The following is a 23,708-nucleotide window of genomic DNA, read 5'->3' as shown; positions in this document are numbered from 1 at the left end:
GGTTCGACGTGTATCGGCGGCGAGAGTTCCTGGCTTCCGGGGAGTGGCTCCCCGGTGACAGTGGCGGGACCGCGCCGGATTCGCACCGGCTTCCTCTTCTGCCGCCGTAGTTGGCCCGGGCAGTCCACCACGCCCCGCGAACGCCCGTCAACTCGCTGTTGACCTGCGACGGGAGAGTGTGTTGGGACCCACAGGCGGGTCCACCGGCGGGTCCACACACGCGGCCCGCACGCAGGAGGGGCGCGGAGCGTTTCGCACGCTCCGCGCCCCTCCGGGAAAACGCTGCCGTCAGGCGACGATCAGATAGATCCCGTACGCCACGGCCGCCGCGCACAGCGCGAAGCAGGCGTACGCGCCGGTGCGCGCCATGGCCGCCGAGCCGCCGGAGGCGGTGGTCGCCCTCTCCTGCTGGGAGAGGCCGACGATGCCGAGGGTGAAGAGGCCCACCAGGGCCACCGTCACCGCGAGGCTGACGCCGAAGACGGAGCCGAGAGCCGCCCAGTCGATGTTCATGCTGATCTGTCCTTACACCGTCGCGGGCCGGGCGGGGTCCGCCATGGCGCCGGTCGTGGTCGTGGTCGGGGCCGAGACGCCGGCCTTGACGGTCTCGTCCGGGACGGGCGAGGCGGCCAGGGTGCCCGCGGGGGGCGGCGTGACGGCGGCGATCGCGGTGGTCACGACGCCCGCGGGCTCGGCGGCCGGAGTGTTCCCGTCCGCGCGGAACTCGTCGTCGGTGACGTTGGTGTGGTCGATGGCGTTGCGCCGCGAGAGCACCCAGATGACGGCCGAGCCGCCGATGAGGAGCGCGGCCGTGACCGCGATGCCCCAGGGGCCCTGCTTGGTGAGGAACTCGGCGCCCGCGCCGACCAGACCGGCGGCCGGCAGGGTCAGGCCCCACGCGACGAACATGCGGGTCGCGGTCGACCAGCGGACGACGCCTCCCTTGCGGCCGAGGCCCGCGCCCATCACGGCGCCGGAGCAGACCTGCGTGGTGGAGAGGGAGAAGCCGATGTGCGAGGAGGCGAGGATCGCCGTCGCGGCGCTGGTCTGGGCGGCGAAGCCCTGCTGCGGCGCGAGGTCGGTGAGGCCCTTGCCCATGGTGCGGATGATGCGCCAGCCGCCGAGGTACGTGCCGAGCGCGATGGCGACACCGGCCGAGACGATGACCCACATCGGGGGGTTGGCGCCGGGGTTCAGGGCGCCGCCCGTGATGAGGGCGAGCGTGATGATGCCCATGGTCTTCTGCGCGTCGTTCGTGCCGTGCGCCAGCGAGACGAGGCCCGCGGAGGCGATCTGGCCCGCGCGGTACCCCTTGGCGGTGGCCTTCTGGTCCGTGTTGCGGCCGATGCGGTACGTCAGGCGCGTGGCCAGCGTCGCGGCGATGCCCGCCACGAGCGGGGCCGCGACGGCCGGGATCAGGATCTTGGTGACGACGGTGCCGCCGTTGATCGACGACCAGCCCATCGACATGACCGCGGCGCCGATGAGGCCGCCGAAGAGGGCGTGGGAGGAGCTGGAGGGCAGGCCCACCAGCCACGTCAGGAGGTTCCACAGAATCGCGCCGACGAGCGCGGCGAAGATGACCTCTGTTTTGAGGCCGTCCTCATTGACGATGCCGCCGGAGATCGTCTTGGCGACTTCCACCGAGAGGAAGGCGCCGACGAGGTTGAGCACGGCGGACATGGCCACCGCCGTCTTGGGCTTCAGAGCGCCGGTCGAGATGGTCGTCGCCATCGCGTTGGCAGTGTCGTGGAAACCGTTCGTGAAATCGAACACGAGAGCGGTAACGATCACGATCCCGAGGAGAAGCGTGATGTGTTCCATTTACCCAGGCTTCTGTTGGACGTCAGTGGCAGGTTGAACGTAGGCAATCCGGGTGAACGGAAAGTGAACTGGGCCGGGCGGTGCGGTGACCCGAAGCGGAGTGCCCTCACCTCGCGCGTTCCAGGTGTACGACAGCAATCGTAAGGAGCGGGGGAGGGGGGCCCGCAAACCGGGCGGAATGTCGTGCTCCGCCATCCGGCGGCCGCCGCCGCGCCGCCCCCTGGCAGGATCGCCGCATGACTGAGCAGCGGCAGCAGCGGCAGCACGGGGACGAAGGCAACGGCGACGCCATCGGGGAAGCCTGGGGCGAACTCGTCGGGACGGCCCGCAGGACGGTCACGGACGGCCTGGTCGTCGGCACCTCCGGCAACGTCTCCATACGCGTCGGCGGCACCGTCCTCGTCACCCCGAGCGGAGTGCCGTACGACCGGCTGCGCCCCGAGGACGCGGTCGGCGTCGACCTCGAAGGACGGCAGCTCCTCGGTGACCTCTCGCCGACCAGCGAGCTGCCCATGCACCTCGCGATCTACCGCAACACCTCCGCGCGCGCCGTGGTCCACACCCACGCGGTGCACGCCACGGCCGTCTCGATGCTGGTCCCGGAGCTCCCCGCCGTGCACTACATGACCGGCATCCTCGGCGGCCCGCCCCGCGTCGCGCCCTACGCGCTGTACGGCACCGAGGAGCTGGCCGAGAACATGCTCGGCGCCCTGCGCGACCGCACGGGATGCCTCCTCCAGAACCACGGAACGGTCACCTACGGAGACACCCTCTCCCAGGCGTACGACCGCACCGCACAGCTGGAATGGATGTCCCGCCTCTGGCTCACGGCCGCCGCGGTCCCCGGCCGCGCCCCGACCCTCCTGTCCCCCTCCCAGCTGCGCGAAGCGGAAGACCGGCTGAAGGGGTACGGCCAGCACCGGAGTGATCCGGTCACCCCGGGGACACCGCCCACTGGCCCCGGAGCCCTCCGCCCATAACACTGGGACGGTGCGCCCAGCCAAAGCGACGGCAGCGGCCGTCACCGCAGTAACAGCCGCCCTGGGGACGGCCGCGGCCGCCATCGCGGCGGGCCGTTTCGCCAGCGACGCCGCCCTCAAGGCGCCCGCGGGCCGACCCCTGCCCACCGAGCCCCGCCTCACCGTGCACGCCACGGCCGCGGGCCAGATCAGCCTCACCCGCGCCCTGGCGAGCCTGCGCCCCGGCACGTACGGCCTGAGCGGCAACGGCACCCACGCCGTCGTCGGACCCGTCCTGGAGTCCGCCCCGCACGAGGCCGACACCGTCGTACGCCGCCTCGAAGCCGTCACCCACGGCGTCCTGGAACCCGGCGCCCGCGTCTGGCTCACCCCCCAGGTCCACATCGGCGACCCGCGCACCGCACTCGGCCTCGACCACACCGACGTCGTCATCCCCGGCGAACTCGGCGGCCTGCCCGCCTGGTTCGTGCCCGCCGCGCGGGACACCTGGGTCATCACGGTGCACGGCCTCGGCACCACCCGCGAGCACCCCATGGTCGTCATGGACTTCCTGAACCGCCTGCGGGTCCCCGTCCTCGACCTCGCCTACCGCGGCGACCTCGGCGCGCCCCGCTCCCCGGACGGCCTCGGCCACCTCGGCGAGACCGAGTGGCGCGACCTGGACGCCGCCATCCGCCACGCCGTGCGCAACGGCGCCGAGCGCGTCGTCCTGCACGGCTGGTCCACGGGCGCCGCCATGTGCCTGCACGCCGCCGCGCACTCCGCGCTCCGCGACCGCATCAGCGGCCTCGTCCTCGACTCGCCGGTACTGAACTGGGAGGTCACCCTGCGGGCCCTCGCCGGCGCCCGGCGCACCCCGGGACCCCTCCTTCCGCTTGCGGTCCGTGCGGCACAGGGGCGCACGGGTCTGCGCGGCGACCGGATCCTGGCGTCCGCGGGACCCGACGCGCTGAGGGTGCCCACCCTCGTCGTGCACGGACCCGACGACACCGTCGCCCCCTGGGCCTTCTCCCGCCGGATGGCCGAACGGCGCCCGGACCTGGTCACGTTGCACCCCGTTCCGGACGCGCCGCACGGCGCCATGTGGAACGCGGACCCGGCGGGTTACGAAGAGGTGCTGCGCCGCTTCCTCACCCCGCTGATGTGACCCTTCGAAGCCCCTCCCGCACGCCCGTCGCACACCGCCTTCGAAGGCCTGCGCCGCCATTCCGTTTGGGTTTTCGGACCGTCAACAGGAAGACTGCTCCTGTGACGTCCCGTACCCCGCGCGACTCCAGGCTCCGACTTGTCCGCGCGCCCCGCCAGAGGGCCGAAGAGCGAGGAGAGGCCCGGCGCGACCCAGCACGGCCCCTGTCCGCCGCGCCCGGCGCGATGGGCAACCGCCGCACGCGCCGTCCCGCGCCCCGCCCGCCGGAGGGCACACCCGCCCCCGCGGAGCTCGCGCGGGGCGCACGAGCCGTCCTCGCCGCCTCCGCACGGGTCGCCCGCTGGGCCGACGCGGCCCTGCGCCCGGGCCCCGGCGGCACCGGCGCGGCCCCCGACGGCAAGGGCACCCTCTCCGACGCCACCGCCGAACGGGCCGCCCAGGAACTGGGACTGACCCCCGCTCAGGTCCGCGCCGACTGGGACACCGCCCGCCTCTCCGGCCTCATCGAGGTCCACGGCGACAGCGCACGCCCCGGCTGGCGGCTGCGCGTGTGGGACCGCGACGACACCGCCGTACTGCGCGGCTGGGTCGCCCTCTTCGACGCCTGGTCGCTCGCCCACCCGGCGCCCGACGACCTCGCCCCCGCGGCCGTCGCGGAGACCGTCGAGGCCATGCCGCAGGTCCTCTCCCTCCTCCAGCTGTCGGCGGGCCCCGTCCCCGTGCCGCAGCTCCTCGACCTCCTGGACCAGCGCGTCACGGAACTGCGCACCGAACGCTGCGAGATCGCGCACGGCCCGGAACCGGAAGCCCCCGCCGAGGCCCCGCAGGAGGCCCCGCTCGCCGCCCTCCTCGACTGGGCCCTGCACGGCCTCGCCGCCGTGGGAGCGCTCACCTGCGCCGACGGACAGGCCACGCTCACCCCGCTCGGCAGCTGGGCGGTCTGGGTCAAGCTGGAACAGATCTGCGTCGCCGCACAGAGCCCCGCCGGGCACTTCGAGCAGTCCGCCGAGGACATGCTGCGCGGCTGCGCACGCCTGCGCCCCAACGCGGCCCGCGCCGAATACCGCGCCTGGCTCGCCGCCCGCCCCGTCGGCAGCGCCGTCACCGACCTCCTCACCGCCGCACGCGGCGAGGACGCCCTGCTGCGCGGCCTCGCCTTCGAGGCGCTGCGCGTCGTCGGCGCACCGGCCGAGGCGGACGTCAGGGCCATCGTCACGGAACCCTCCCTGCGGCCCTACGCCCTGCTGTGGCTCGCCGAGCAGGAGGGCGCCGACCCGGAGGACGTCCACCTCGTGCTGACCCGCGAGGAGTCCACCTGGCTCTGGGTCGACACCGCGGCCGCCGTCGCCGACCACGGAGAGGCCGATCTCCTCGTCCGGCACCTGGAGTCGGCGGTCCAGCCCACGGTCCCCGCCCTCCTCGACGAGGTCCGCCGCATCGGGCACCCGCGCACCGTGCAGGTCCTCGTCGCCCTCGCGGCGGCCCACCCCGACCCGGCGCTCGCCAAGGCCGTGCGCCGGGCGGCCTTCCAGGTCCACACCGGCGGCGAGTGAGCCGTAGCGCTCCCCAGCCGCGAACGCCTCAGCGGAACGTGTCGCACCGGCCCATGTCGCCGGTGCGGTAGCCCTCGTAGAACCACTGCTGGCGCTGCTGGGCCGAGCCGTGCGTCCAGGACTCCGGGGTGACCCGGCCCTGGAACTTCTCCTGGATGCGGTCGTCGCCCACCGCGGCCGCCGCGTCAAGGCCGTCGCGGATGTCGTTGTCGTCGAGGCTGCTGATCAGCGGCTTGCCCGTACGGTCGTCCGGGCTGCGCGTCGCGTGCCGCGCCCACACCCCGGCGTAGCAGTCGGCCTGCAGCTCGACCTTCACGGCGTTGCTGTCCCGGCCGGTGCGGCCGTCCTGGGAGCGCTGCAGGGTGCCCATCAGGTTCTGCACGTGGTGCCCGTACTCGTGCGCCACGACGTACGCCTGCGCGAAGGGCCCGCCGCTCGACCCGAACTTGGTCCGCAGGTCGTCGAAGAAGTCCAGGTCCAGATAGACCTTCCGGTCACCGGGGCAGTAGAACGGGCCGACCGCCGACGTGGCGGTGCCGCAGGCGGTGCCGACCCGGCCGGTGAACAGGATGGTCCGCGCGGGGGAGTACGTGCCCTCCCTGCGCTGGAACTCCGGACGCCAGAAGTCCTGGACGCTGTTGACCACCGCCACGATGCGGCAGTCCTCCTTGCTGTTCGCGTCCCGCCCCTTGTGGCAGCTCTGCTGCACCTGCGCGAGGGAGGAGGAGGTGGCCGCGGGCTCCTCGTTGCCGGACGAGAGCCCCAGCTGGTCGGGGCCGACCCCGAAGAAGAGCCCCAGGAGCAGGGCGATCAGGCCGGCGATGCCGCCGCCCACCGTCGCCCGGCCGCCGGGGATCCGACTGCCGCGCACATCCTGCACCTCCGAGGTGTCCAGGTCGGCGTCGTCGTCGAACTGCATGGGCGCACCCCTCTGCCGCGCATCCGGAACGGCACACGCCGTCCCGCACCGAGCTACCGGCCACTTCATCCTGATGTGCCCGCCCCCGCCGAGCCCCGGAGAAGGGTCCGAACGGGGGACACGGACCGCTCCCCGCGCCGTGTCGCCCCGCGGCGCGGCGGCCACCACGACCCTCGCGGCTACGCTCTGCGCCTGACCATGGGCAGTGGTACCGAAGGGGGCGTCATGGCCGCTCTGCCGCTCGGCGCGACAAGCCACGCCACGGTCCGCCGGGGCACGCGCATCGCGCTGCCCGTGGCCCTCGCCGTGCTCGCCCTGCCCCTCATCACCGCCGCCCACCACTCGCGGCCCGCCCCCTACGGAGACCGGCTCATCGTCCACGCGCGCGTGGACGACGCCCGGCCCGACCGGGAACCCGTGCTGCGCGCGACGGGCCGGGCCGTCCAGGCGTACGACAAGGAGAGCGGCGCCCCCCGCTGGACGTACACCCGCGCGGGACGGCGTCCCGTGACGCTCCTGCCCGCGCCGGGCCACGCCTTCACGCTCTGGAGCGACGGCCTCGTCACCGACACCGCGCGGACCGACGGCGACTCCGTGCGCTGGCACCGCGCCGTCCCCGCCGGCGCCGACTGGCTGCGCACCCCGGACGCCCGCGGCGGCGCCGGGGTCCTGCAGCCGCTCACCGCCGACGCCGGCATGCTCGCCGTCGTCACCCCGCACCGCATCGCCGCCTACCGCACCGCGGACGGCGACCTGCGCTGGGTGCTGCCCGCGAAGACCGGCTGCGCCTTCGCACCTGCACGCGCCGTCCGCCGGGGCGGGGCGCTCCTGGTCGCTCAGCCCTGCACGGGCCCGGCCGCGGCCTGGACCGCGCAGGTCGTCGCGGTGGACGACTACGGCAGAATCGTTCCGGGCCGCACTCCGCTGGGCAACGGAGACCTCCGGCCGGGTCCCGGCGGCGCCGACGGCCCGCAAAACTAGTTGCGACGGGCCGTTAGACTGGTTGTCATGGCAGCACCTCTCCTCAGTTGGACGGCATAGACACCGGTCCTGAGCACCTCAGTCGTCCCTCTCGCCGTCCACTCTGTTTCAGGAGAACCCCGTGATCACCGCTTCCGGCATCGAGCTGCGCGCCGGCGCCCGCATCCTCATCGAGAACGCCACCTTCCGCATCGCGAAGGGCGACCGCATCGGCCTCGTCGGCCGCAACGGCGCGGGCAAGACCACCCTCACCAAGTGTCTGGCGGGTGAAGGCACCCCCGCGGGCGGCACGATCTCCCGCTCCGGAGAGGTCGGCTACCTCCCGCAGGACCCCCGCACCGGCGACCTCGACGTGCTCGCCCGCAACCGCATCCTCTCCGCGCGCGGGCTCGACGTACTGATCCGCAAGATGCGCGAGAACGAACAGCGCATCGCGAACGGCGCGGGCGCCACCCGTGAGAAGGCCCTCAAGCAGTACGAGCGCCAGGAGACGGAGTTCCTCACCAAGGGCGGGTACGCCGCCGAGGCCGAGGCCGCCACCATCGCCGCCGCGCTCAACCTCCCGGACCGCGTGCTCGGCCAGCCCCTGCACACGCTCTCCGGTGGTCAGCGCCGCCGTATCGAGCTGGCCCGCATCCTGTTCTCGGACGCCGACACGCTCCTCCTCGACGAGCCGACCAACCACCTCGACGCCGACTCGATCGTCTGGCTGCGGGACTACCTGAAGACGTACCGCGGCGGCTTCATCGTGATCTCCCACGACGTCGACCTCGTCGAGACCGTCGTGAACAAGGTTTTCTACCTGGACGCCAACCGCGCCCAGATCGACGTCTACAACATGGGCTGGAAGCTCTACCAGCAGCAGCGCGAGTCCGACGAGAAGCGCCGCAAGCGCGAGCGCCAGAACGCCGAGAAGAAGGCCGCGACGCTGCACTCGCAGGCCGACAAGATGCGCGCCAAGGCCACCAAGACCGTCGCCGCGCAGAACATGGCCAAGCGCGCCGACAAGCTCCTCGCGGGCCTCGAGGCGGTACGCCAGAACGACAAGGTCGCCAAGCTGCGCTTCCCCGAGCCCTCGCCGTGCGGCAAGACGCCGCTGATGGCCGAGGGCCTCTCGAAGTCGTACGGCTCGCTGGAGATCTTCACCGACGTCGACCTCGCCATCGACAAGGGCTCGCGCGTCGTCATCCTCGGCCTCAACGGCGCGGGCAAGACCACGCTGCTCCGGCTCCTCGGCGGTGCCGAGAAGCCCGACACCGGCCAGGTCATCGAGGGCCACGGCCTGAAGCTCGGGTACTACGCGCAGGAGCACGAGACGCTCGACCCCGAGCGCACGGTCCTGGAGAACATGCGCTCGGCCGCGCCCGACCTCGACCTCGTCGAGGTGCGCAAGACGCTCGGCTCGTTCCTCTTCTCCGGCGACGACGTCGACAAGCCCGCCGGTGTGCTCTCCGGCGGCGAGAAGACCCGGCTCGCCCTCGCGACCCTCGTCGTCTCCTCGGCCAACGTCCTCCTCCTCGACGAGCCCACGAACAACCTCGACCCGGCGAGCCGCGAGGAGATCCTCGGCGCGCTGCGCACCTACAAGGGAGCCGTCGTCCTCGTCACGCACGACGAGGGCGCCGTCGAGGCCCTCCAGCCGGAGCGGATCATCCTGCTGCCGGACGGTGTCGAGGACCTGTGGGGCCAGGACTACGCGGACCTGGTCGCCCTCGCCTGAGACCGTCCACCGCGCTTGATCGAATGACTGATCCACTGGGTATGGATCATTCGGCCGATCCGTGATCCCTCATCTGTGTGAGCCGGACTCGTACCGAGGTGTGGCATACACGGATTTCCGCGCTGAGCTGCGACAAGGCACGCCACGTTGACGGTCGCGGCGCTGACCTGGGGATTCGCCGTTCTCCCCGTTCCGTCGTACGCGGAGCGACGCGCGGAATCATTCACTCCGCTCGTGATGTCCGTCCCCGAAGGGACGAACCCCGCCGTACGGACCTTGTCGAATGGGTGGCCAGGAAGCCCGAGAGGGGTGATCATGAGAAGTCCAGAGCGCACTTCCCACGAGGAGGCACGGGTGGCCGAGACTCTGAAGAAGGGCAGCCGGGTAACCGGCGCCGCGCGCGACAAGCTCGCGGCAGACCTGAAGAAGAAGTACGACGGCGGTGCGAGCATCCGGGCGTTGGCCGAGGAGACCGGCCGCTCGTACGGCTTCGTGCACCGCATGCTCAGCGAATCCGGCGTCACGCTGCGGGGACGCGGCGGGGCGACGCGAGGCAAGAAGGCCGCCGCCGGCTGACGGCAGGCGGCACGCTGTCCCATGGTCCGATGGTGACCACCCGGTCGGTCGGCTGACCGGCCGGGTGGTTACTGTGCAGTCACTTACGGGCGCTCCCGGCGTCCGGCCCGACCGCATCCCCATCGGAGGCACCCATGGCTTCGTCCGACAGCGAGCTCGCACCGGTTCTCGACAAGGACGGCGTACGCCTCACCATCGACGAGGCCGTCGCCACGGTGACGCTGACCAATCCGGCCAAGCGCAACGCCCAATCTCCCGCGCTGTGGAGGGCGTTGGTCGAGGCCGGTCAGCTGTTGCCTGGCAGTGTCCGCGTCGTGGTGCTGCGCGGGGAGGGCAAGTCCTTCTCCGCGGGCCTCGACCGGCAGGCGTTCACGCCCGAGGGCTTCGACGGCGAACCGTCCTTCATCGATCTGGCACGCGGTGAGGACGGTCTTCTCGACGCCACGATCACCGAGTACCAGGAAGCGTTCACCTGGTGGCGGCGGAGCGACATCGTGTCCGTCGCCGCCGTCCAGGGCCACGCCATCGGCGCGGGCTTCCAGCTCGCGCTCGCCTGCGATCTGCGGATCGCGGCGGACGACGTGCAGTTCGCCATGCGCGAGACCAGCCTGGGCCTGGTCCCCGACCTCACCGGCACACACCCGCTGGTGGGGCTCGTCGGTTATGCCCGCGCGCTGGAGATCTGCGCCACCGGGCGCTTCGTCCACGCGAACGAGGCCGAGCGGGTGGGCCTCGCCAACCTCGTCGTGCCCGCCGACCAGCTCGAAGCCGCCGCCACGGACCTGGCCGCCGCGCTCGTCGCCGCGCCCCGCGACGCGGTCATCGAGACGAAGGCCCTGCTGCAGGGCGCGGTGGGCCGCTCCTACGAAGACCAGCGCGTCGCCGAACGCGCCGCCCAGGGCCGCCGCCTGCGGGACCTCGCGGGCCTCGGCGACTGACCCCCCGCGCGGCGTGCCTACCGCACCTCGGTGACCAGCACCGCCACCGTCGGACGGTCGGGCAGGGCCGCGCCGACCGCTGTGCGGACCGCGAGTGCCACGTCCAGGGCGCGGTGCTCGCGGTCCGTCGCGAGTTCCACGCGCGCGTGGCGGCGCGGCAGCGTGTCCGTCGCCGGGGGCTCCTCGATGTGGACGGCGCGGCCCAGGACGCCGGTCAGGCGTGTCACTCCGGGGACCGACAGGGCGGCCCGTTCGGCACGTGCCTCGTCGGTGTCGGCGCCCTCGGCCGCGGGGTGCTCCGGGGGTGAGTGCGGGGGATCGTCGGTCCGCCGAGGGTGGACCTCGTCCGTCGCGTCCGCCTCGTCGAGGAGCGCCGTCACTTTCAGGTCCACCTCGCCGGCGGCCAGACCCAGTCCCTTCGCCGCCTCCGACAGCGCCGCGCGCAGCCGGTCCGCCGCCGCGGGGAGCGGCTCGCCCGCGACGGCGGCGAACTCCGCGGTGATCCGCAGCGGCCCGGGCGGCAGCGCGCTCGGCGGCGCCGGTACCGCAGGGACCCCCGCCTCGTCCGGCGCCGCCAACGCGACGCGCACCGTGCCGAGCCGCACCCCGGGAACCCGCTCAGCCATCTGGCGCAACGCGCCGTCCACCGCCGATTCCGTCACCCACACGCCGTCCGCGGCACCGCCCAGCGGCAGCACCCGGCCAAGCCCCAGCTGCCGGCGCACCGCCTGCGTCCAACCCTCGCCCGTCATGTCCCCAGCCTGCCGCATCCCGGGCGCGCGGGCGCGGGGCCGCGCTTAATGTGGGCGGAGAAGCAGCCCCACTCGGGCAGTTCCCCTTTCGAAAGGGACGGGACGGCCATGACCGACACCGGACAGCGGAAGGCGTCGCAGACGCTGGAGAAGGACTCCCCGGAGGAGAGCACGGCGCGGTCCGCGCCCGGACGGGGAGGCGGTGATCCCGGCAGCCGGGGCCGCACCACCATCGCGGACGGCGTCGTAGAGAAGATCGCCGGTCTCGCCGCGCGTGACGTCGACGGCGTGCACGCGATGGGCGGCGGGCTCGCCCGGACCTTCGGCGCCGTGCGCGACCGCGTGCCCGGCGGCTCGAAGTCCGTGTCGCGCGGTGTGAAGGCCGAGGTCGGCGAGGTGCAGACCGCGCTCGACCTGGAGATCGTCGTGGAGTACGGCGTCGCGATCGTGGACGTCACCCAGGACGTACGGGAGAACGTGATCACGGCCGTCGAGCGCATGACCGGCCTTGAGGTCGTCGAGGTCAACATCGCGGTGAGCGACGTGAAGCTGCCCGACGAGGAAGACGACGAGCAACAAGGACGCCTTCAGTAGGGAGCGCGCACATGAGTATGGCCGTGATCGGCATGATCGCGGGAATGGCTCTGGGCTTCGCCGGATACTTCGGCGGATTCGGGGCGTTCCTGCTGGTGGCAGCCTTGGGTGCCATCGGCTTCGTCGCCGGCAAGTTCCTCGACGGAGACCTGGAACCCGGCGAGTTCTTCCGCACCCGCGGCGACCGGCGGCGGTGAGCGGTGGCGGCACAGGTCGCGCCCCGGGAGCGCGGCGCGACCCGGATCGCCGACCGGGTCGTCGCGAAGATCGCCGCGAGGGCGGCACGTGAGGCGGTGGACGCGGTCCCGGCCGACGGACCGCCGCCCCGAGCCACGGTCTCCGTCCACCACGAGGCGGCCCGCATCCGCGTCAGCCTGGAGCTGGAGTACCCCTGCGACATCGGCGGGCAGTGCGGCGCGGTGCGTCGCCATGTCACCGAACGGGTAGAGGCGTTGGCGGGGATGGACGTACCCGAGGTGGCCGTTCAGGTGGAGCGGCTGCACTCCGCGCAGGTACGCGCCGCGGCACAGGGGAGGACACGATGAGTGAACCCCACGGGGGCGGCACCCAGCCGCTGCCGGTCGTCGAACAGTCGGATGGCGAGCTGCGCCAGTCGGCGTCCGCGACGGTGTACGACCCGCTGCCCACGTTCTCCGACGACGAGGAGAAGGCCTCCCGGTTCTGGTCACCGCGCCGGGTGCCCGCCGCCCTCCTCGCCCTGGTGGTCCTCGGCGCCGCGGGACTGCTGCTCTACGACATCGTCGCCGTCCGGGCCGACCACCCCGCCATGCACTGGCGGCGCGAACTGGCCCACCAGCTCGGCAGGCGACCCCTCGACGACACCGCGGTGCTCGCCGGGGCCGCGGTCGCCGCCCTCCTGGGCCTCTGGCTCCTCGTGCTCGCGTCGACCCCCGGGCAGCGCGGCATCCTGCCGATGCGCCGCACCCACTCCGACGTACGCGGCGGCCTGTACCGCGGCGCCGCGGCGATGGTCCTGCGCGACCGGGCCATGGACGTGCCCGGCGTGCAGTCCGTGCGGGTCCGCATGAAGCGCTCCAAGGTCGACGTGCGCGCCGTGTCCCACTTCCGTGAACTCGACGACGTACGCGGCGACCTGGACGCGGCACTCGCCGACGGCATCCACGATCTGGGCCTCGCCCGCGCCCCCGGACTCTCCGTCCACGTGGCCCGGCCCGGCAGGAAGGGGTGAGCGGCGTGCTGCGTACGGTCAACCGCGTCGTCCTGGCTCTGGCCGGGCTCGTCCTGCTCGTCCTCGGCGGCTCCGTGCTCACCGTCGGACTCGGCGCGTCCCCGCCCTCCTGGTGGATCCACGACGGCCGGCACGACGTGCTGGTCAGCGCCGCCGACCGGGCGCGGTGGCGGGACGACGGATGGTTCTGGCCCACGGTCATCGCCGCCTTGGCGGTGCTCGTCCTGCTCGCGCTGTGGTGGCTCTCCGCCCAGCTGCGCAGGCGCCGCCTCGCCGAGGTCCTGGTGGAGACCGGGGACGGCGAGGGCGCGCTGCTGCGCGGCCGGGCCATGGAGAACGTCCTGGCCGGCGAGGCCGAGGCGCTGGACGGCGTCGACCGGGCCCAGGCCGTCCTCACCGGCCGCCGCGGCACACCGCAGGCGCGCGTGGACCTCACCCTGGCCCCCCACGCCACCCCGGCCGAGGCGCTGCACCGGCTCTCCGCCGACACGCTCGACCGGGCCCGCGACTCGGCGGGCCTCGCGAGCCTGCCGACCACGGTCCGGCTGCGCGCCGCCAAGCACGGGGCGGAACGGGTGAGTTGAGCCGCGGTCCGTACAGCCCGCGCAGCCCTGCCCTCAGAACCCGGCGCGTGAACCGCCGTCCACCGGCACCATGATTCCCGTGAGGTACGACGCCGCGGGCGAGAGCAGGAACGCCGCGGTGCGGCCGAACTCCTGCGGGGTGCCGTAGCGCCGCAGGGGAATGCCCGCCTCGTTGGCGGCGCGGGTGGCCTCCGGGTCGGGGGAGAGACCGTCGAGCTGACGCATGCGGTCCGTGCCGATCCGGCCGGGCAGCACGCCGACCACCCGGATGCCGCGCGGGCCGAGCTCGTCCGCGAGGGACTTGGCGAACCCGGCGAGCCCCGGCCGCAGACCGTTCGAGATCGTCAGGCCCGCGATCGGCTCGTACACCGACCCGGAGAGCACGAAGCCGATGACGCCGCCCTCGCCGAGCTCCGCGGCCGCGGTCCTGGCCAGGCGCACCGCGCCGAGGAAGACCGACTCGAACGCCGCCTGCCACTGCTCGTCGGTGTTGTCCGCGACGAAGCCGGGCGCGGGCCCGCCGACGCTGATCAGCACGCCGTCGAAGCGGCCGAAGTGCTCACGGGCGGCGGCGACGAGCGCGGCGGCGGAGTCCGGCTCCGCGTTGTCCGCGACGACACCCACCGCGTTCGGGCCGAGCTCGGCGGCCGCTTCGTCGACCGTCTTCTGCTGTCGGCCCGTGACCACGACCTTCGCGCCGTCCGCGACGAGCTCGCGGGCGGTGGCGTTGCCGAGGCCACGGGTGGCGCCGGTGACTACGTAGACACGGTTTTCCAGTCCAAGATCCATGGCCCTATCCTCCCGCGTCCTGCCCGTAGAGCGCGAGGGCGGTATTCACCAGGCCGATGTGGCTGAATGCCTGCGGGAAGTTGCCCAGCTGACGGCGGGACGTCGGGTCGTACTCCTCGGCGATCAGCCCCACGTCGTTGCGGAGCGCGAGCAGGCGCTCGAACAGCTCGCGTGCCTCCTTCGTCCGGCCCGTCATGTGCAGCGCGTCCGCCAGCCAGAACGAGCAGACGACGAAGACGCCCTCCTGCCCCGGCAGGCCGTCGATGTCCTTCTGGTCGGCGGTGTAGCGGCGCAGGAGTCCGCCGTGGCCGAGCTCGGCGTGGACCGCGTCGATGGTGCCGATGACGCGCGGGTCGTCGGGCGGCAGGAACCCCACACGCGGTATGAGCAGCAGCGACGCGTCCAGTTCGGCGGAACCGTAGGACTGCGTGAACGTGTTGCGCTCCGGGTCGTAGCCGCGCTCACAGACCTCGCGGTGCACCTCGTCCCGCAGCTTCCGCCACCGGTCGACGTCGCCGCGGAGCTTCGGGTTCTCCTCCAGGGCGCGCACCGTGCGGTCGGCGGCGACCCAGACCATCACCTTCGAGTACACGAAGTGCCGTCGCGGGCCGCGCACCTCCCACAGGCCCTGGTCGGGCTCCCGCCACTTCTTGTGCAGGAATTCGAGCAGGGACAGCTGGAGGTGCCAGGCGTGCGGAGGCGTGGCGAGACCCGACCGGTCGGCGAGGGCGAGGGAGTCGACGACCTCTCCGTACACGTCGAGCTGCAGCTGTTCGACCGCTTCGTTGCCGATGCGGACGGGGGCGGAGTCCGCGTACCCGGACAGCCACGGAACCTCGTACTCCGGCAATCGGCGCTCCCCGGAGAGGCCGTACACGATCTGCAGGTCCGCCGGGTTGCCCGCGACGGCGCGCAGCAGCCAGTCGCGCCACGCCTCGGCCTCCTCCGAGAAGCCCGCGGCGAGCAGCGCGCCCAGGGTGAGGGTGGAGTCGCGCAGCCAGCAGAAGCGGTAGTCCCAGTTGCGCACGCCGCCGGGTTCCTCGGGCAGCGAGGTGGTGGGGGCGGCGACGATGCCGCCGGTCGGGGCGTACGTGAGGGCCTTGAGGGTGATGAGGGAACGGATCACCGCGTCCCGGTGCGGCCCGTCGTAGTGGCAGAGGGACGTCCAGGCACGCCAGTCCTCCAGGCTGTGCTCCAGCGACTCGTACGGGTCGACGAGCGAGGGGCGCGGCTCGTGCGAGGGGTGCCAGGTGAGGACGAAGGCGACCTTCTCGCCCTCCTCGACGGTGAACTCGGAGTGCGTGCCGAAGGCGTGGCCCCAGGTGTGTACGGACGGCTCGCTGCGCAGCCAGACGGAGTCGGGGCCCGCCACGGCGACGCGGTGGCCGTCCTTCTGGCGCATCCAGGGCACGACCGAGCCGTAGTCGAACCGGAGCCGGAGCGTGCTGCGCACGGTGACGCGGCCCTTGAGGCCCTCGACGATGCGGATGACGTCGGGGGCGCGGTCGCGCTGCGGCATGAAGTCCGTGACACGGACGGTCCCCTCCTCGGTGTCCCACTCCGAGTCGAGGACGAGGGAGTCGGGACGGTAGGCGCGGCGGGTGCAGGCCCCGGCGTCCTTGGGCGCTATGCGCCAGTGCCCGTTCTCCTCGTCGCCGAGCAGTGCGGCGAAGCAGGCGGGTGAGTCGAAGCGGGGCAGGCAGAGCCATCCGATGGAGCCGTCCCTGCCGACGAGGGCGGCGGTCTGGTGGTCGCCGATGAGCGCGAGGTCCTCGATGGGCACGAGCTCTTCGGCGGGCGGGAGGTCGGTGGCGGGCGCGAGGTCTTCGATGTGGCGGGACACGGATGACGGTTTCCCGGAGTGGGGCCCCGTCAATCGGGCGAATGCGGGACGTCCGGCACGGGCCCTATACGGCGGCCGGTGTCGCTTCCTCGGTGGTGGCGGCCTCGGCGGCCGCCGCGCGGTCGCGCCGCTCCCTGCGGACCAGGACCACCCAGCCGACCGGGACGCCCGAGGCGAACAGCCACCACTGGACCGCGTACGCCATGTGCGGGCCGATGCTGCTGTGGTCGGGTTCGCCGATCAGCTCGGGGGAGCCGTCAGCGGCCTCGGGCGCGGACTGCTCGACGTATCCGCCGAGGACCTCCTTGCCGAGGGCGTCGGCCTGCTGCCCGCTGCTGATCAGCATGATCTGACGGTCCGGAAGGCCGCGGACGTCCTTGATGCCGCTGGCCGCGGACGTCTCGTCGGCCATGAGGCGGCCGGTGACGGTGATCTCGCCCTTGGGGGGCGCGGGGATCTTCGGGAAGGCGGTCTGCGGGCCGTCGGCGGGGATCCAGCCGCGGTTGACGAGCAGGACCTTGCCGTCGCCGAGGACGAACGGCGTCAGGACGTGGAAGCCGACCGCGTCGTCGGAGTTGGTGCGGCGCCGCACGACGACCTCGTGCTCCGTGTCGAACGTCCCCTCGGCGCTCACCCGGCGGTACAGGTCCTCCTTGGGCACCTCGTGGCCGGGCGACGTGAGCTTCTCGGCCGGGACCGGGTCGGCGTTCAGCGCGTCGGTGATCCGCTGGTTCTGCGCGACACGGTTCTCGTGGCGGTGCAGCTGCCAGAAGCCGAGCTCGACCATCACGGGGATGAGAACGAGGGCGATGAGGGTGAGGATCACCCACTGCCGGGACAACAGGAAGCGGTACACGCATTGACGGTACCCCGGCACGGTCGGGCCCTCGTCGGGTGGGTCCCGACGAGGGCCGGAAACACCGTGATCACACTCGGTCGACGATGCCCACCCGCCCCTCCGCGCGCGAGCAGTGGGCGCCGCAGTACCAGTGCCCCTCCGCCTCGACGCCCTGGCCGATGATGCGGCACCGGCAGTGCTCGCAGATGGGCGCCATGCGGTGGATGGCGCAGGAGAAGCTGTCGAAGACGTGCACCGCCCCTTGGGCGTGCACTTCGAAGGACATGCCGTAGTCGTTTCCGCAGACCTCGCAACGTGCCATGCGCCACAGGGTGGGACGCCGTGGCGGTGCGGGCGAGCGGTCGGCGGGCGAGTCGTGCGGCAATCACCCGTCTGACGCCTGCGAGGGTTCTCAAGGCGGGCTTCTACGACTCCGTGGCGGGCGTCACGTCCTGGAGGAGCTGTCCGAACGCCGCCTCGTCGATCACGGGCGTGCCGAACGAGCGGGCCTTGACCGTCTTGGAGGTGCCGGAGTCCGGGTCGTTCGTGACGAGCAGGCTCGTGAGGCGCGACACACTCGACGCGATGTGCAGCCCGGCTTCCACCGCGCGGTCCTCCAGGAGTTCACGCTCCACGGAGGTGTCTCCGGAGAACGCGACCCGCATGCCCTGCTTGAGTGCTTTGCCCGGTTCGTAACGCCCCGGGTTCGGGTACGGGCACGGCGGACGCTTGCGCGAGGGGCGCCAACTTCCGGGCCGGTACGACGAGGCGGGCGTCGGTCCCGTCGACTGGCGGACGATGCGGGGCGCGCCGTCCGACCACTCGGTGAGCGGCCTGCACTCCAGGAGCGGCAGGCGGACGTTGCCACCGGCCGCCGCCAGCAGGCTGGGGCGGAACGCCTCGGCGAGCACGCGCGCGTCGTCCAGGGCGTTGTGCGCGTGGCGCTGCTCGACGCCGAAGTGCGCGGCCAGGGACTCCAGCTTGTGGTTGGGCAGCGGGAGCGCGAGCTCCTTGGAGAGCGCGATGGTGCACAGGCGTTGACGGACGGGGGCCGTGCGCTCCGCGCGCGCGTACTCCCTCGCGATCATCGACCAGTCGAAGACGGCGTTGTGCGCGACGAGGACGCGGCCGTCGAGCCGGGCCGCGAACTCCTCGGCGACGTCCTTGAAGAGCGGGGCGTCCGCGAGCATCTCGCTGGTGAGCCCGTGGATCCAGACGGGACCCGGGTCGCGCTGGGGGTTCACCAGCGTGTACCAGTGGTCCTCGATGTCGCCCTGGGCGCTCACGCGGTAGACGGCGGCCGACACTATGCGGTCGTCGCGGGCCAGGCCGGTGGTCTCCACGTCGACGACCGCGTATCCCGTTGGATACGCGGCCGGCCAGGGCACTGCGGACGCTGCGGTCGTGTGGTCTTCGAGCATGGTCCATGAGGATACGGGCCGCGACCGACAGTCAGGGCGCCGGTCCGAGAAGCCCGGCCACCAGAGCCCTGACCGAGGTGGCGAAAACCGCCTCCGGATCGACGGGCTCCGCAAGGGCGCGGGCGAGCGCGTCGTCCTCCTCCGCCGCCTGCGCCGTCCACAACTCCTCCTCGCCCGGCCGCTGCACGGGCGCCCGTTCGCGGGCCCGCTCGACCAGGACGTGGCCGACAACGTGGACCTGGACGGCGCGCACGGCCTCGGCTGCGCGGACCCCGCGCAGCCCCGCCTCGTGGACCTCGTGGACGAGCGTGCGCTGGGCGGGCAGGAACATCCGCTCCGTCAGGCCGCGTTCGTGGACCATCGCGACGAGGTGCGGGTGGTCGAGGAGCCGACGGCGCAGGGCGCGGGCCACGGAGGCGACGCGCTGGACGGGGGTGCGTCCGGAGGCGCGGATCTCGCCGAGGTCGTCGAGGGTGCGCTCGACCAGGGCGTCCAGGAGCGACTCGCGGTTGCCGACGTGCCAGTAGATGGAGGTGACGGCGGTGCCGAGCTCGGCGGCGAGCGCCCGCATCGTCAGGGCCTGCGGACCGTGCCGCTTGACGAGGTGCGCGGCGGTGTCGAGCACGACGGCCCGGTTCAGCTGCGCGCGCGTCTCTTTACCCTTCACGAGTCCTGTTGTAACTGTGTTACAGAACCGCCGCAAGTCCCGCCCGCGGACCCCGGTCCGCGCCGACGAAGGGTGGTACGACATGGCACGCATTCGCTACGGAGCACGTGACGAGGCGGAGATCGCCGCCGCGCGCACCGCGAGTTCCAGACTCCCCGACATCTGGTCCACGGGTGTCGTGGCCGTCTGGGAGAGCGACCCGGACGTGGTCGCCGCGGTCCTTCCGCCGCCGCTGAAGCCCACCGGGCGGCCCCTGGTGCGGGCGAACATCAGCAAGGTCGACCTGCCGGGCTACCCCCTGGGCGCGGGCTCGGTCGCGGTCGCCGCCGAGCACGCGGGAGTGGCGGGCTGGTACCCGCTGGTGATGCCGATGACCCACGAGCGGGCCCTCATCGGCGGGCGCGAGGTGTTCGGGGAGCCGAAGAAGCTCGGCGAGGTGGAGGTCGAGCGGGACGGCCTGGTGGTGCGGGCCCGCCTCGCCCGGCACGGCATCGCCTTCGTGGAGGTGCGGGGCGCGGTCAGCGGCGCCCTGCCGCTGCCCGAGCCGACGCGGAAGACCGACTTCTACTTCAAGTTCCTGCCCGCGGTGGACGGTTCGGGCTTCGACGCGGACCCCGTCCTCGTGCACTGCGTACGGAACGAGAAGGTCCGCAAGCTGGAGGCCGTCACCGGGGACGTGGTGCTGCGCGAGTCGATGTACGACCCGGTGGCCGACCTGCCGGTGCGCTCCCTCGTCGGGATCACCATCGGCGAGAAGACCACTGACCAGCAGGGCCGCGTCGTCGAGCGCGTCAGCGCGCAGGCCCTGCTGCCCTACATCCACCAGCGCTACGACGACCCCGCGCAGATCCTCGACGGGCCGCCCGAGGGGAGCGCCTGAGATGGAGCTGCGCACGGGTCGGGTCGCCGTCGTCACGGGCGCGGCGAGCGGCATCGGGCTCGCGATGGCGCGCCGGTTCGCGGCGGACGGCCTGAAGGTGGTCCTCGCGGACGTCGAGGAGAGCGCCCTGGAGAAGGCGTCCGCCTCCCTCAGGGAGGACGGTGCGACGGTGCACGCGCGCGTGGTGGACGTCGGGGTGCGCGAGCAGGTCTTCGCCCTCGCCGAGGAGGCGTACGACAAGTTCGGCGCCGTCCATGTGCTGTGCAACAACGCGGGGGTCGGTTCCGGCGCCGAGGGGCGCATGTGGGAGCACGACCCGAACGACTGGAAGTGGGCCTTCGAAGTCAACGTCTGGGGCGTCTTCCACGGCATCCAGGCCTTCGTGCCCCGCATGCTCGCGTGCGGCGAGCCGGGGCACGTCGTGAACACCTCGTCCGGCGACGGCGGCATCGCGCCGCTGCCCACCGCCTCCGTGTACGCGGTCACCAAGGCCGCCGTCGTCACGGTGACCGAATCGCTGTACGCCCACTTGAAGGCGGAGCACGCGCGCGTGGGCGCCTCCGTGCTCTTCCCCGGCCCGCACATGCTCCGCACCGGCCTGTGGGAGTCCCACCGCAACCGGCCCGGCCGGTACGCCAAGTCCCGCCCCCGCAGGACCCCTTACCGCAGCCTCGACCAGTGGGAGACCGCCATGAAGGAGGAGATCGAGTTCACGCCCGTCGAACAGGTCGCGGACTTCGTGGCCGAGGGCATCACGGCCGACCGCTTCTGGCTGCTCCCGGAGAGCGAGCACAGCGACCGGCAGATCACGGCGAGGTCGCGCTCGATGCTCGACCGCGCCGACCCGGCGTACCTCGAGAACTTCATCCTCGACTGACTGGACCGAAGGGGGCTCAGCAGATGAGCGCTCAGGACCCGTACCTGATCATCTCCTCCGACTGCCACGCCGGACTCCCCACCGAGGAGTACCGGCCCTACCTCGACCGCCGCTTCCACCGAGACTTCGACGACTTCCTCGGCGAGCGCGGCGCCCGCCGCGAGGAGGCCACCCGCCTCGGCATCCGCAACGACGCCTTCGCCGCCAAGTGGTTCCAGGACAACGAAGAGGGCCTGCGCGGCGGCTGGGACGCCGCACAGCGCCTCAAGGAGCTGGACGGCGACGGGGTGGCCGCCGAGGTGGTCTTCCCCGACGCGGACGCCGTCGACAGCCGCACCGCCGCGCCCTTCGGAGTCGGCCTCGGCCTCTCCGGCGACCAGGACCCCGAGCTCGGCATGGCGGGCGCCCAGGCCCACAACCGCTGGCTTGCCGACTTCGTCTCCGAGCATCCCGAACGGCACTGCGGTGTCGCCCTGTTGCCCGTCACCGGAGACGTCGACCGCGTCGTCGCCGAGGTCCACCGCGCCAAGGAGTCGGGGCTCGGCGCGCTGATGATCCCCTCCATGTGGGTCGACAAGGCGCCCTACCACGACCGGCGCTACGACCCCGTGTGGGCGGCGGCGGCCGAGTGCGCGATGCCCGTGGTCACCCACTCCGGAGCGGCGCCCCGCCACGAGTACGGCGACCACCTCGGGATCTACGTCTCCGAAGTGACCTGGTGGCCCGCCCGCCCCCTGTGGTTCATGCTCTGGTCCGGCGTCTTCGAACGCCACCCGGGGCTGCGGTTCGGCGTCGCCGAGTCCGGCTGCTGGTGGCTGCCGAACCTCCTCTGGTTCATGGACCGCCTCTACCTGGGCGCGCACGGCGGCAAGAAGCTCTCCCCGTTCGAGGAGCTCAAGCGGCCGCCGCACGAGTACCTGGACCGGCAGCTCTTCGTCTGCGCCACCAACACCAAGCGGCGCGAGCTCGCCCAGCGCTACGAGATCGGCGTCGACAACATCCTGTGGGGCAGCGACTTCCCGCACCCCGAGGGCACCTGGCCCGACACACGCGCGTGGCTGCGCAAGACCTTCCACGACATCCCCGTGGCGGAGAGCCGCCGCATGCTGGGGCTCGCCGCCGCCGAGGTCTTCGGCTTCGACACGGCGGCTCTCGCGCCGCTGGCCCACCGCATCGGCCCGACACCCGCCGACCTCGGCCAGGACGCCGACCAGACGTCCGTCGAGGCGTCCTGGGCCCGCTCGCGCGAGGTGGGCCGCCACTGGCTGACCGACCACGACTTCCCGATGCTGGGGGTGACCCGATGACCGAGGACCGCTACACCGTCATCTCCGCGGACTGCCACGCGGGCGCCGATCTCCTGGACTACAGGCCGTACTTGGAGTCGCGCCACCACGACGCGTTCGACACGTGGGCGGCCACCTACGTCAACCCGTACGAGGACCTCCTCGCCGACACCGCCGACCGCAACTGGAACTCCGACCGCCGGGTCGCCGAGCTCGAAGCGGACGGCATCGTCGCCGAGGTCGTCTTCCCCAACACCATCCCGCCGTTCTTCCCCTCGGCGTCCCTCATGGCACCGGCGCCGACCCGCGAGGAGTTCGAGCAGCGCTGGGCCGGCCTGCGCGCCCACAACCGCTGGCTGGCGGACTTCTGCGCGGCCGCGCCCGGGCGCAGGGCGGGCGTCTTCCAGATCCTCCTCAACGACGTCGACCGGGCCGTCGAAGAGATCCACCGTTCCGTGGAGGCGGGCCTGACAGGCGGCCTCATGCTGCCCGGCACCCCGCCCGGCTCAGGCCTGCCCGAGCTCTACTCCTCAACCTACGACCCGATCTGGGCGGCCTGCGCGGAGCTGGGCGTACCCGTCAACCACCACGCGGGCTCGGCGTCGCCGCCGCTCGGCGAGGAACCGGCCGCCCGCGCGGTGTTCATGGTCGAGACGACGTGGTTCTCGCACCGCGCGCTGTGGCACCTGGCCTTCGGCGGAGCCTTCCGCCGCCACCCGGAGCTCAAACTGGTCCTCACCGAGCAGGGCTCGGGCTGGATCCCCGGGGTGCTCGACATGCTGGACTACTACCACGGGCGGCTGGTCGCCGCGGCGCGGCGGGCGGGCGGCGCGGACACGGCGGAGACCGCCGAGTCCAAGTTCGGCGCGGGCCTCGCCGACGCGATGGGCAAGGGCCCCTCCGAAGTGTGGCGGGACAACTGCTTCGTCGGCGCGAGCTTCATGCGCCCCCACGAGGCGGCCCTGCGCGACCGCATCGGCCTCGACAAGATCATGTGGGGCAGCGACTACCCGCACGACGAGGGCACGTACCCCCACTCACGCGAGGGCCTGCGCACCGCCTACGCCGGCCTCCCCAGGGACGAGATCACCGCCATGGTCGGCGGCAACGCGGCCCGCGTCTACGGCTTCGACCTGGAACGGCTCGGGCGGATCGCCGCGCGCGTGGGCCCGACGGCCGGAGAACTGGACGAACCCCTCAAGGAGGCACCCGCGGGCGCGACGAGTCCGGTGTTCGCGACGGGAGGGGCGGTGCGGGTCTGGTGAGCGGCGGCGGTCGGTGAGCGGGCGCGGTCGGTGAGCGGGCAGGGGGTTCGGGGTGCCCCCCGCC

Annotated in this window: 26 protein-coding genes and 1 riboswitch; of the genes, 16 read left to right on the top strand and 10 right to left on the bottom strand. The window is 72.8% G+C overall.

Features of this window, described 5'->3' with window-relative positions; genetic code table 11:
• A riboswitch (cobalamin riboswitch) is annotated at positions 1 to 140 on the bottom strand.
• A 148-nt stretch (positions 141 to 288) separates the two neighbouring features.
• Together NOO62_RS09710 and NOO62_RS09705 are read right to left on the bottom strand one after the other, a co-directional pair.
• Entirely contained in the window at positions 289 to 513 is a 225-nt protein-coding gene (locus tag NOO62_RS09710) for a hypothetical protein (protein ID WP_268770481.1), read from the bottom strand.
• Positions 514 to 525: 12 nt separating this feature from the next.
• Positions 526 to 1,824, bottom strand: a complete 1,299-nt coding sequence (locus NOO62_RS09705; RefSeq protein WP_268770480.1) for an inorganic phosphate transporter — start codon at positions 1,822 to 1,824, stop codon at positions 526 to 528.
• A 236-nt stretch (positions 1,825 to 2,060) separates the two neighbouring features.
• Here NOO62_RS09705 and NOO62_RS09700 point away from each other — a divergent pair, with 236 nt between their 5' ends.
• The 3 genes from NOO62_RS09700 to NOO62_RS09690 all read left to right on the top strand — a co-directional run bounded on the left by NOO62_RS09700 (position 2,061) and on the right by NOO62_RS09690 (position 5,504).
• Complete coding sequence (locus NOO62_RS09700) at positions 2,061 to 2,804, top strand: class II aldolase/adducin family protein (protein ID WP_268770479.1); 744 nt, start codon at positions 2,061 to 2,063, stop codon at positions 2,802 to 2,804.
• Between the two features lie 10 nt (positions 2,805 to 2,814).
• Entirely contained in the window at positions 2,815 to 3,951 is a 1,137-nt protein-coding gene (locus tag NOO62_RS09695; protein WP_268770478.1) for an alpha/beta hydrolase, read from the top strand.
• A 101-nt stretch (positions 3,952 to 4,052) separates the two neighbouring features.
• A complete protein-coding gene (locus NOO62_RS09690) occupies positions 4,053 to 5,504 on the top strand; it encodes a hypothetical protein (protein WP_268770477.1) in 1,452 nt (483 codons plus the stop codon).
• A gap of 28 nt (positions 5,505 to 5,532) precedes the next feature.
• On the opposite strand, the gene NOO62_RS09685 is transcribed toward NOO62_RS09690, so the two are convergent.
• The gene (locus tag NOO62_RS09685) at positions 5,533 to 6,423 is read right to left on the bottom strand and encodes a neutral zinc metallopeptidase (protein WP_268770476.1); all 891 of its coding nucleotides are present in this window, start codon (positions 6,421 to 6,423) and stop codon (positions 5,533 to 5,535) included.
• 225 nt (positions 6,424 to 6,648) lie between these two features.
• Between NOO62_RS09685 and NOO62_RS09680 the strand changes: the two genes are divergently transcribed.
• The 4 genes from NOO62_RS09680 (at position 6,649) to NOO62_RS09665 (ending at position 10,638) form a co-directional block, all read left to right on the top strand.
• Complete coding sequence (locus tag NOO62_RS09680) at positions 6,649 to 7,404, top strand: hypothetical protein (RefSeq protein WP_268770475.1); 756 nt, start codon at positions 6,649 to 6,651, stop codon at positions 7,402 to 7,404.
• A gap of 121 nt (positions 7,405 to 7,525) precedes the next feature.
• A complete protein-coding gene (locus tag NOO62_RS09675; RefSeq protein WP_268770474.1) occupies positions 7,526 to 9,124 on the top strand; it encodes an ABC-F family ATP-binding cassette domain-containing protein in 1,599 nt (532 codons plus the stop codon).
• Between the two features lie 354 nt (positions 9,125 to 9,478).
• A complete protein-coding gene (locus NOO62_RS09670) occupies positions 9,479 to 9,700 on the top strand; it encodes a helix-turn-helix domain-containing protein (RefSeq protein WP_055550175.1) in 222 nt (73 codons plus the stop codon).
• A gap of 134 nt (positions 9,701 to 9,834) precedes the next feature.
• A complete protein-coding gene (locus tag NOO62_RS09665) occupies positions 9,835 to 10,638 on the top strand; it encodes an enoyl-CoA hydratase/isomerase family protein (RefSeq protein ID WP_268770473.1) in 804 nt (267 codons plus the stop codon).
• Between the two features lie 17 nt (positions 10,639 to 10,655).
• On the opposite strand, the gene NOO62_RS09660 is transcribed toward NOO62_RS09665, so the two are convergent.
• Positions 10,656 to 11,390, bottom strand: coding sequence for a nucleopolyhedrovirus P10 family protein (locus NOO62_RS09660; RefSeq protein WP_268770472.1), 735 nt, complete (start codon positions 11,388 to 11,390; stop codon positions 10,656 to 10,658).
• A gap of 108 nt (positions 11,391 to 11,498) precedes the next feature.
• Here NOO62_RS09660 and NOO62_RS09655 point away from each other — a divergent pair, with 108 nt between their 5' ends.
• The 5 genes from NOO62_RS09655 to amaP are packed head-to-tail and all read left to right on the top strand — an operon-like array spanning position 11,499 to position 13,778.
• A complete protein-coding gene (locus tag NOO62_RS09655; protein WP_268770471.1) occupies positions 11,499 to 11,984 on the top strand; it encodes an Asp23/Gls24 family envelope stress response protein in 486 nt (161 codons plus the stop codon).
• A gap of 11 nt (positions 11,985 to 11,995) precedes the next feature.
• Positions 11,996 to 12,181, top strand: a complete 186-nt coding sequence (locus NOO62_RS09650) for a hypothetical protein (RefSeq protein WP_150166335.1) — start codon at positions 11,996 to 11,998, stop codon at positions 12,179 to 12,181.
• Positions 12,182 to 12,184: 3 nt separating this feature from the next.
• On the top strand, positions 12,185 to 12,529 hold the full coding sequence (locus tag NOO62_RS09645; RefSeq protein WP_268770470.1) for an Asp23/Gls24 family envelope stress response protein: 345 nt from the start codon (positions 12,185 to 12,187) through the stop codon (positions 12,527 to 12,529).
• Entirely contained in the window at positions 12,526 to 13,194 is a 669-nt protein-coding gene (locus tag NOO62_RS09640; RefSeq protein WP_268770469.1) for a DUF6286 domain-containing protein, read from the top strand. The genes NOO62_RS09645 and NOO62_RS09640 overlap by 4 nt, the downstream gene beginning before the upstream one ends.
• Positions 13,191 to 13,778: an alkaline shock response membrane anchor protein AmaP gene (gene amaP, locus NOO62_RS09635; protein WP_268770468.1), complete on the top strand. Its 588-nt coding sequence runs from the start codon at positions 13,191 to 13,193 to the stop codon at positions 13,776 to 13,778. Before NOO62_RS09640 ends, amaP begins: the two co-directional genes overlap by 4 nt.
• A 33-nt stretch (positions 13,779 to 13,811) precedes the next feature.
• On the opposite strand, the gene NOO62_RS09630 is transcribed toward amaP, so the two are convergent.
• The 6 genes from NOO62_RS09630 to NOO62_RS09605 all read right to left on the bottom strand — a co-directional run bounded on the left by NOO62_RS09630 (position 13,812) and on the right by NOO62_RS09605 (position 19,336).
• Positions 13,812 to 14,567: an SDR family oxidoreductase gene (locus NOO62_RS09630; protein WP_268770467.1), complete on the bottom strand. Its 756-nt coding sequence runs from the start codon at positions 14,565 to 14,567 to the stop codon at positions 13,812 to 13,814.
• Between the two features lie 4 nt (positions 14,568 to 14,571).
• Entirely contained in the window at positions 14,572 to 16,350 is a 1,779-nt protein-coding gene (locus NOO62_RS09625; RefSeq protein WP_414930975.1) for a glycoside hydrolase family 15 protein, read from the bottom strand.
• Positions 16,351 to 16,474: 124 nt separating this feature from the next.
• A complete protein-coding gene (locus NOO62_RS09620; protein WP_268770465.1) occupies positions 16,475 to 17,266 on the bottom strand; it encodes an SURF1 family protein in 792 nt (263 codons plus the stop codon).
• 70 nt (positions 17,267 to 17,336) lie between these two features.
• Positions 17,337 to 17,570, bottom strand: coding sequence for a hypothetical protein (locus NOO62_RS09615; protein WP_079074822.1), 234 nt, complete (start codon positions 17,568 to 17,570; stop codon positions 17,337 to 17,339).
• Between the two features lie 103 nt (positions 17,571 to 17,673).
• Positions 17,674 to 18,669 carry a DEDDh family exonuclease gene (locus NOO62_RS09610; protein WP_268770464.1) on the bottom strand — a complete coding sequence of 332 codons (996 nt, stop codon included), beginning with the start codon at positions 18,667 to 18,669 and terminating at the stop codon, positions 17,674 to 17,676.
• A gap of 31 nt (positions 18,670 to 18,700) precedes the next feature.
• On the bottom strand, positions 18,701 to 19,336 hold the full coding sequence (locus tag NOO62_RS09605) for a TetR/AcrR family transcriptional regulator (RefSeq protein ID WP_268770463.1): 636 nt from the start codon (positions 19,334 to 19,336) through the stop codon (positions 18,701 to 18,703).
• Between the two features lie 82 nt (positions 19,337 to 19,418).
• On the opposite strand from NOO62_RS09605, the gene NOO62_RS09600 reads away from it, so the two are divergent.
• From NOO62_RS09600 to NOO62_RS09585, 4 genes are read left to right on the top strand one after another with little or no spacing between them, the layout of a single operon-like run.
• Entirely contained in the window at positions 19,419 to 20,216 is a 798-nt protein-coding gene (locus tag NOO62_RS09600; protein WP_268770462.1) for an acetoacetate decarboxylase family protein, read from the top strand.
• A gap of 1 nt (position 20,217) precedes the next feature.
• Entirely contained in the window at positions 20,218 to 21,093 is an 876-nt protein-coding gene (locus NOO62_RS09595; RefSeq protein ID WP_268770461.1) for an SDR family NAD(P)-dependent oxidoreductase, read from the top strand.
• Positions 21,094 to 21,116: 23 nt separating this feature from the next.
• On the top strand, positions 21,117 to 22,400 hold the full coding sequence (locus NOO62_RS09590) for an amidohydrolase family protein (RefSeq protein WP_268770460.1): 1,284 nt from the start codon (positions 21,117 to 21,119) through the stop codon (positions 22,398 to 22,400).
• Positions 22,397 to 23,644, top strand: coding sequence for an amidohydrolase family protein (locus NOO62_RS09585; RefSeq protein WP_268770459.1), 1,248 nt, complete (start codon positions 22,397 to 22,399; stop codon positions 23,642 to 23,644). Before NOO62_RS09590 ends, NOO62_RS09585 begins: the two co-directional genes overlap by 4 nt.
• The last annotated feature ends 64 nt before the right edge of the window (positions 23,645 to 23,708 follow it).

This window comes from Streptomyces sp. Je 1-369, assembly GCF_026810505.1.
Classification (GTDB): domain Bacteria; phylum Actinomycetota; class Actinomycetes; order Streptomycetales; family Streptomycetaceae; genus Streptomyces.
The sequence above is the reverse complement of the archived record's forward strand: the minus strand, read 5'-3'. Positions and strand labels throughout refer to the sequence as shown.

What these genes read in the sequence shown, in the direction of transcription:
- NOO62_RS09650 (WP_150166335.1), top strand. Translation starts at nt 11,996, where the DNA reads ATGAGTATGGCCGTGATCGGCATGATCGCGGGAATGGCTCTGGGCTTC.
- NOO62_RS09680 (WP_268770475.1), top strand. Translation starts at nt 6,649, where the DNA reads ATGGCCGCTCTGCCGCTCGGCGCGACAAGCCACGCCACGGTCCGCCGG.
- NOO62_RS09705 (WP_268770480.1), bottom strand. Translation starts at nt 1,824, where the DNA reads ATGGAACACATCACGCTTCTCCTCGGGATCGTGATCGTTACCGCTCTC.
- NOO62_RS09615 (WP_079074822.1), bottom strand. Translation starts at nt 17,570, where the DNA reads ATGGCACGTTGCGAGGTCTGCGGAAACGACTACGGCATGTCCTTCGAA.
- NOO62_RS09700 (WP_268770479.1), top strand. Translation starts at nt 2,061, where the DNA reads ATGACTGAGCAGCGGCAGCAGCGGCAGCACGGGGACGAAGGCAACGGC.
- NOO62_RS09665 (WP_268770473.1), top strand. Translation starts at nt 9,835, where the DNA reads ATGGCTTCGTCCGACAGCGAGCTCGCACCGGTTCTCGACAAGGACGGC.
- NOO62_RS09600 (WP_268770462.1), top strand. Translation starts at nt 19,419, where the DNA reads ATGGCACGCATTCGCTACGGAGCACGTGACGAGGCGGAGATCGCCGCC.
- NOO62_RS09660 (WP_268770472.1), bottom strand. Translation starts at nt 11,390, where the DNA reads ATGACGGGCGAGGGTTGGACGCAGGCGGTGCGCCGGCAGCTGGGGCTT.
- NOO62_RS09610 (WP_268770464.1), bottom strand. Translation starts at nt 18,669, where the DNA reads ATGCTCGAAGACCACACGACCGCAGCGTCCGCAGTGCCCTGGCCGGCC.
- NOO62_RS09595 (WP_268770461.1), top strand. Translation starts at nt 20,218, where the DNA reads ATGGAGCTGCGCACGGGTCGGGTCGCCGTCGTCACGGGCGCGGCGAGC.
- NOO62_RS09685 (WP_268770476.1), bottom strand. Translation starts at nt 6,423, where the DNA reads ATGCAGTTCGACGACGACGCCGACCTGGACACCTCGGAGGTGCAGGAT.
- NOO62_RS09640 (WP_268770469.1), top strand. Translation starts at nt 12,526, where the DNA reads ATGAGTGAACCCCACGGGGGCGGCACCCAGCCGCTGCCGGTCGTCGAA.
- NOO62_RS09590 (WP_268770460.1), top strand. Translation starts at nt 21,117, where the DNA reads ATGAGCGCTCAGGACCCGTACCTGATCATCTCCTCCGACTGCCACGCC.
- NOO62_RS09710 (WP_268770481.1), bottom strand. Translation starts at nt 513, where the DNA reads ATGAACATCGACTGGGCGGCTCTCGGCTCCGTCTTCGGCGTCAGCCTC.
- NOO62_RS09655 (WP_268770471.1), top strand. Translation starts at nt 11,499, where the DNA reads ATGACCGACACCGGACAGCGGAAGGCGTCGCAGACGCTGGAGAAGGAC.
- NOO62_RS09585 (WP_268770459.1), top strand. Translation starts at nt 22,397, where the DNA reads ATGACCGAGGACCGCTACACCGTCATCTCCGCGGACTGCCACGCGGGC.
- NOO62_RS09630 (WP_268770467.1), bottom strand. Translation starts at nt 14,567, where the DNA reads ATGGATCTTGGACTGGAAAACCGTGTCTACGTAGTCACCGGCGCCACC.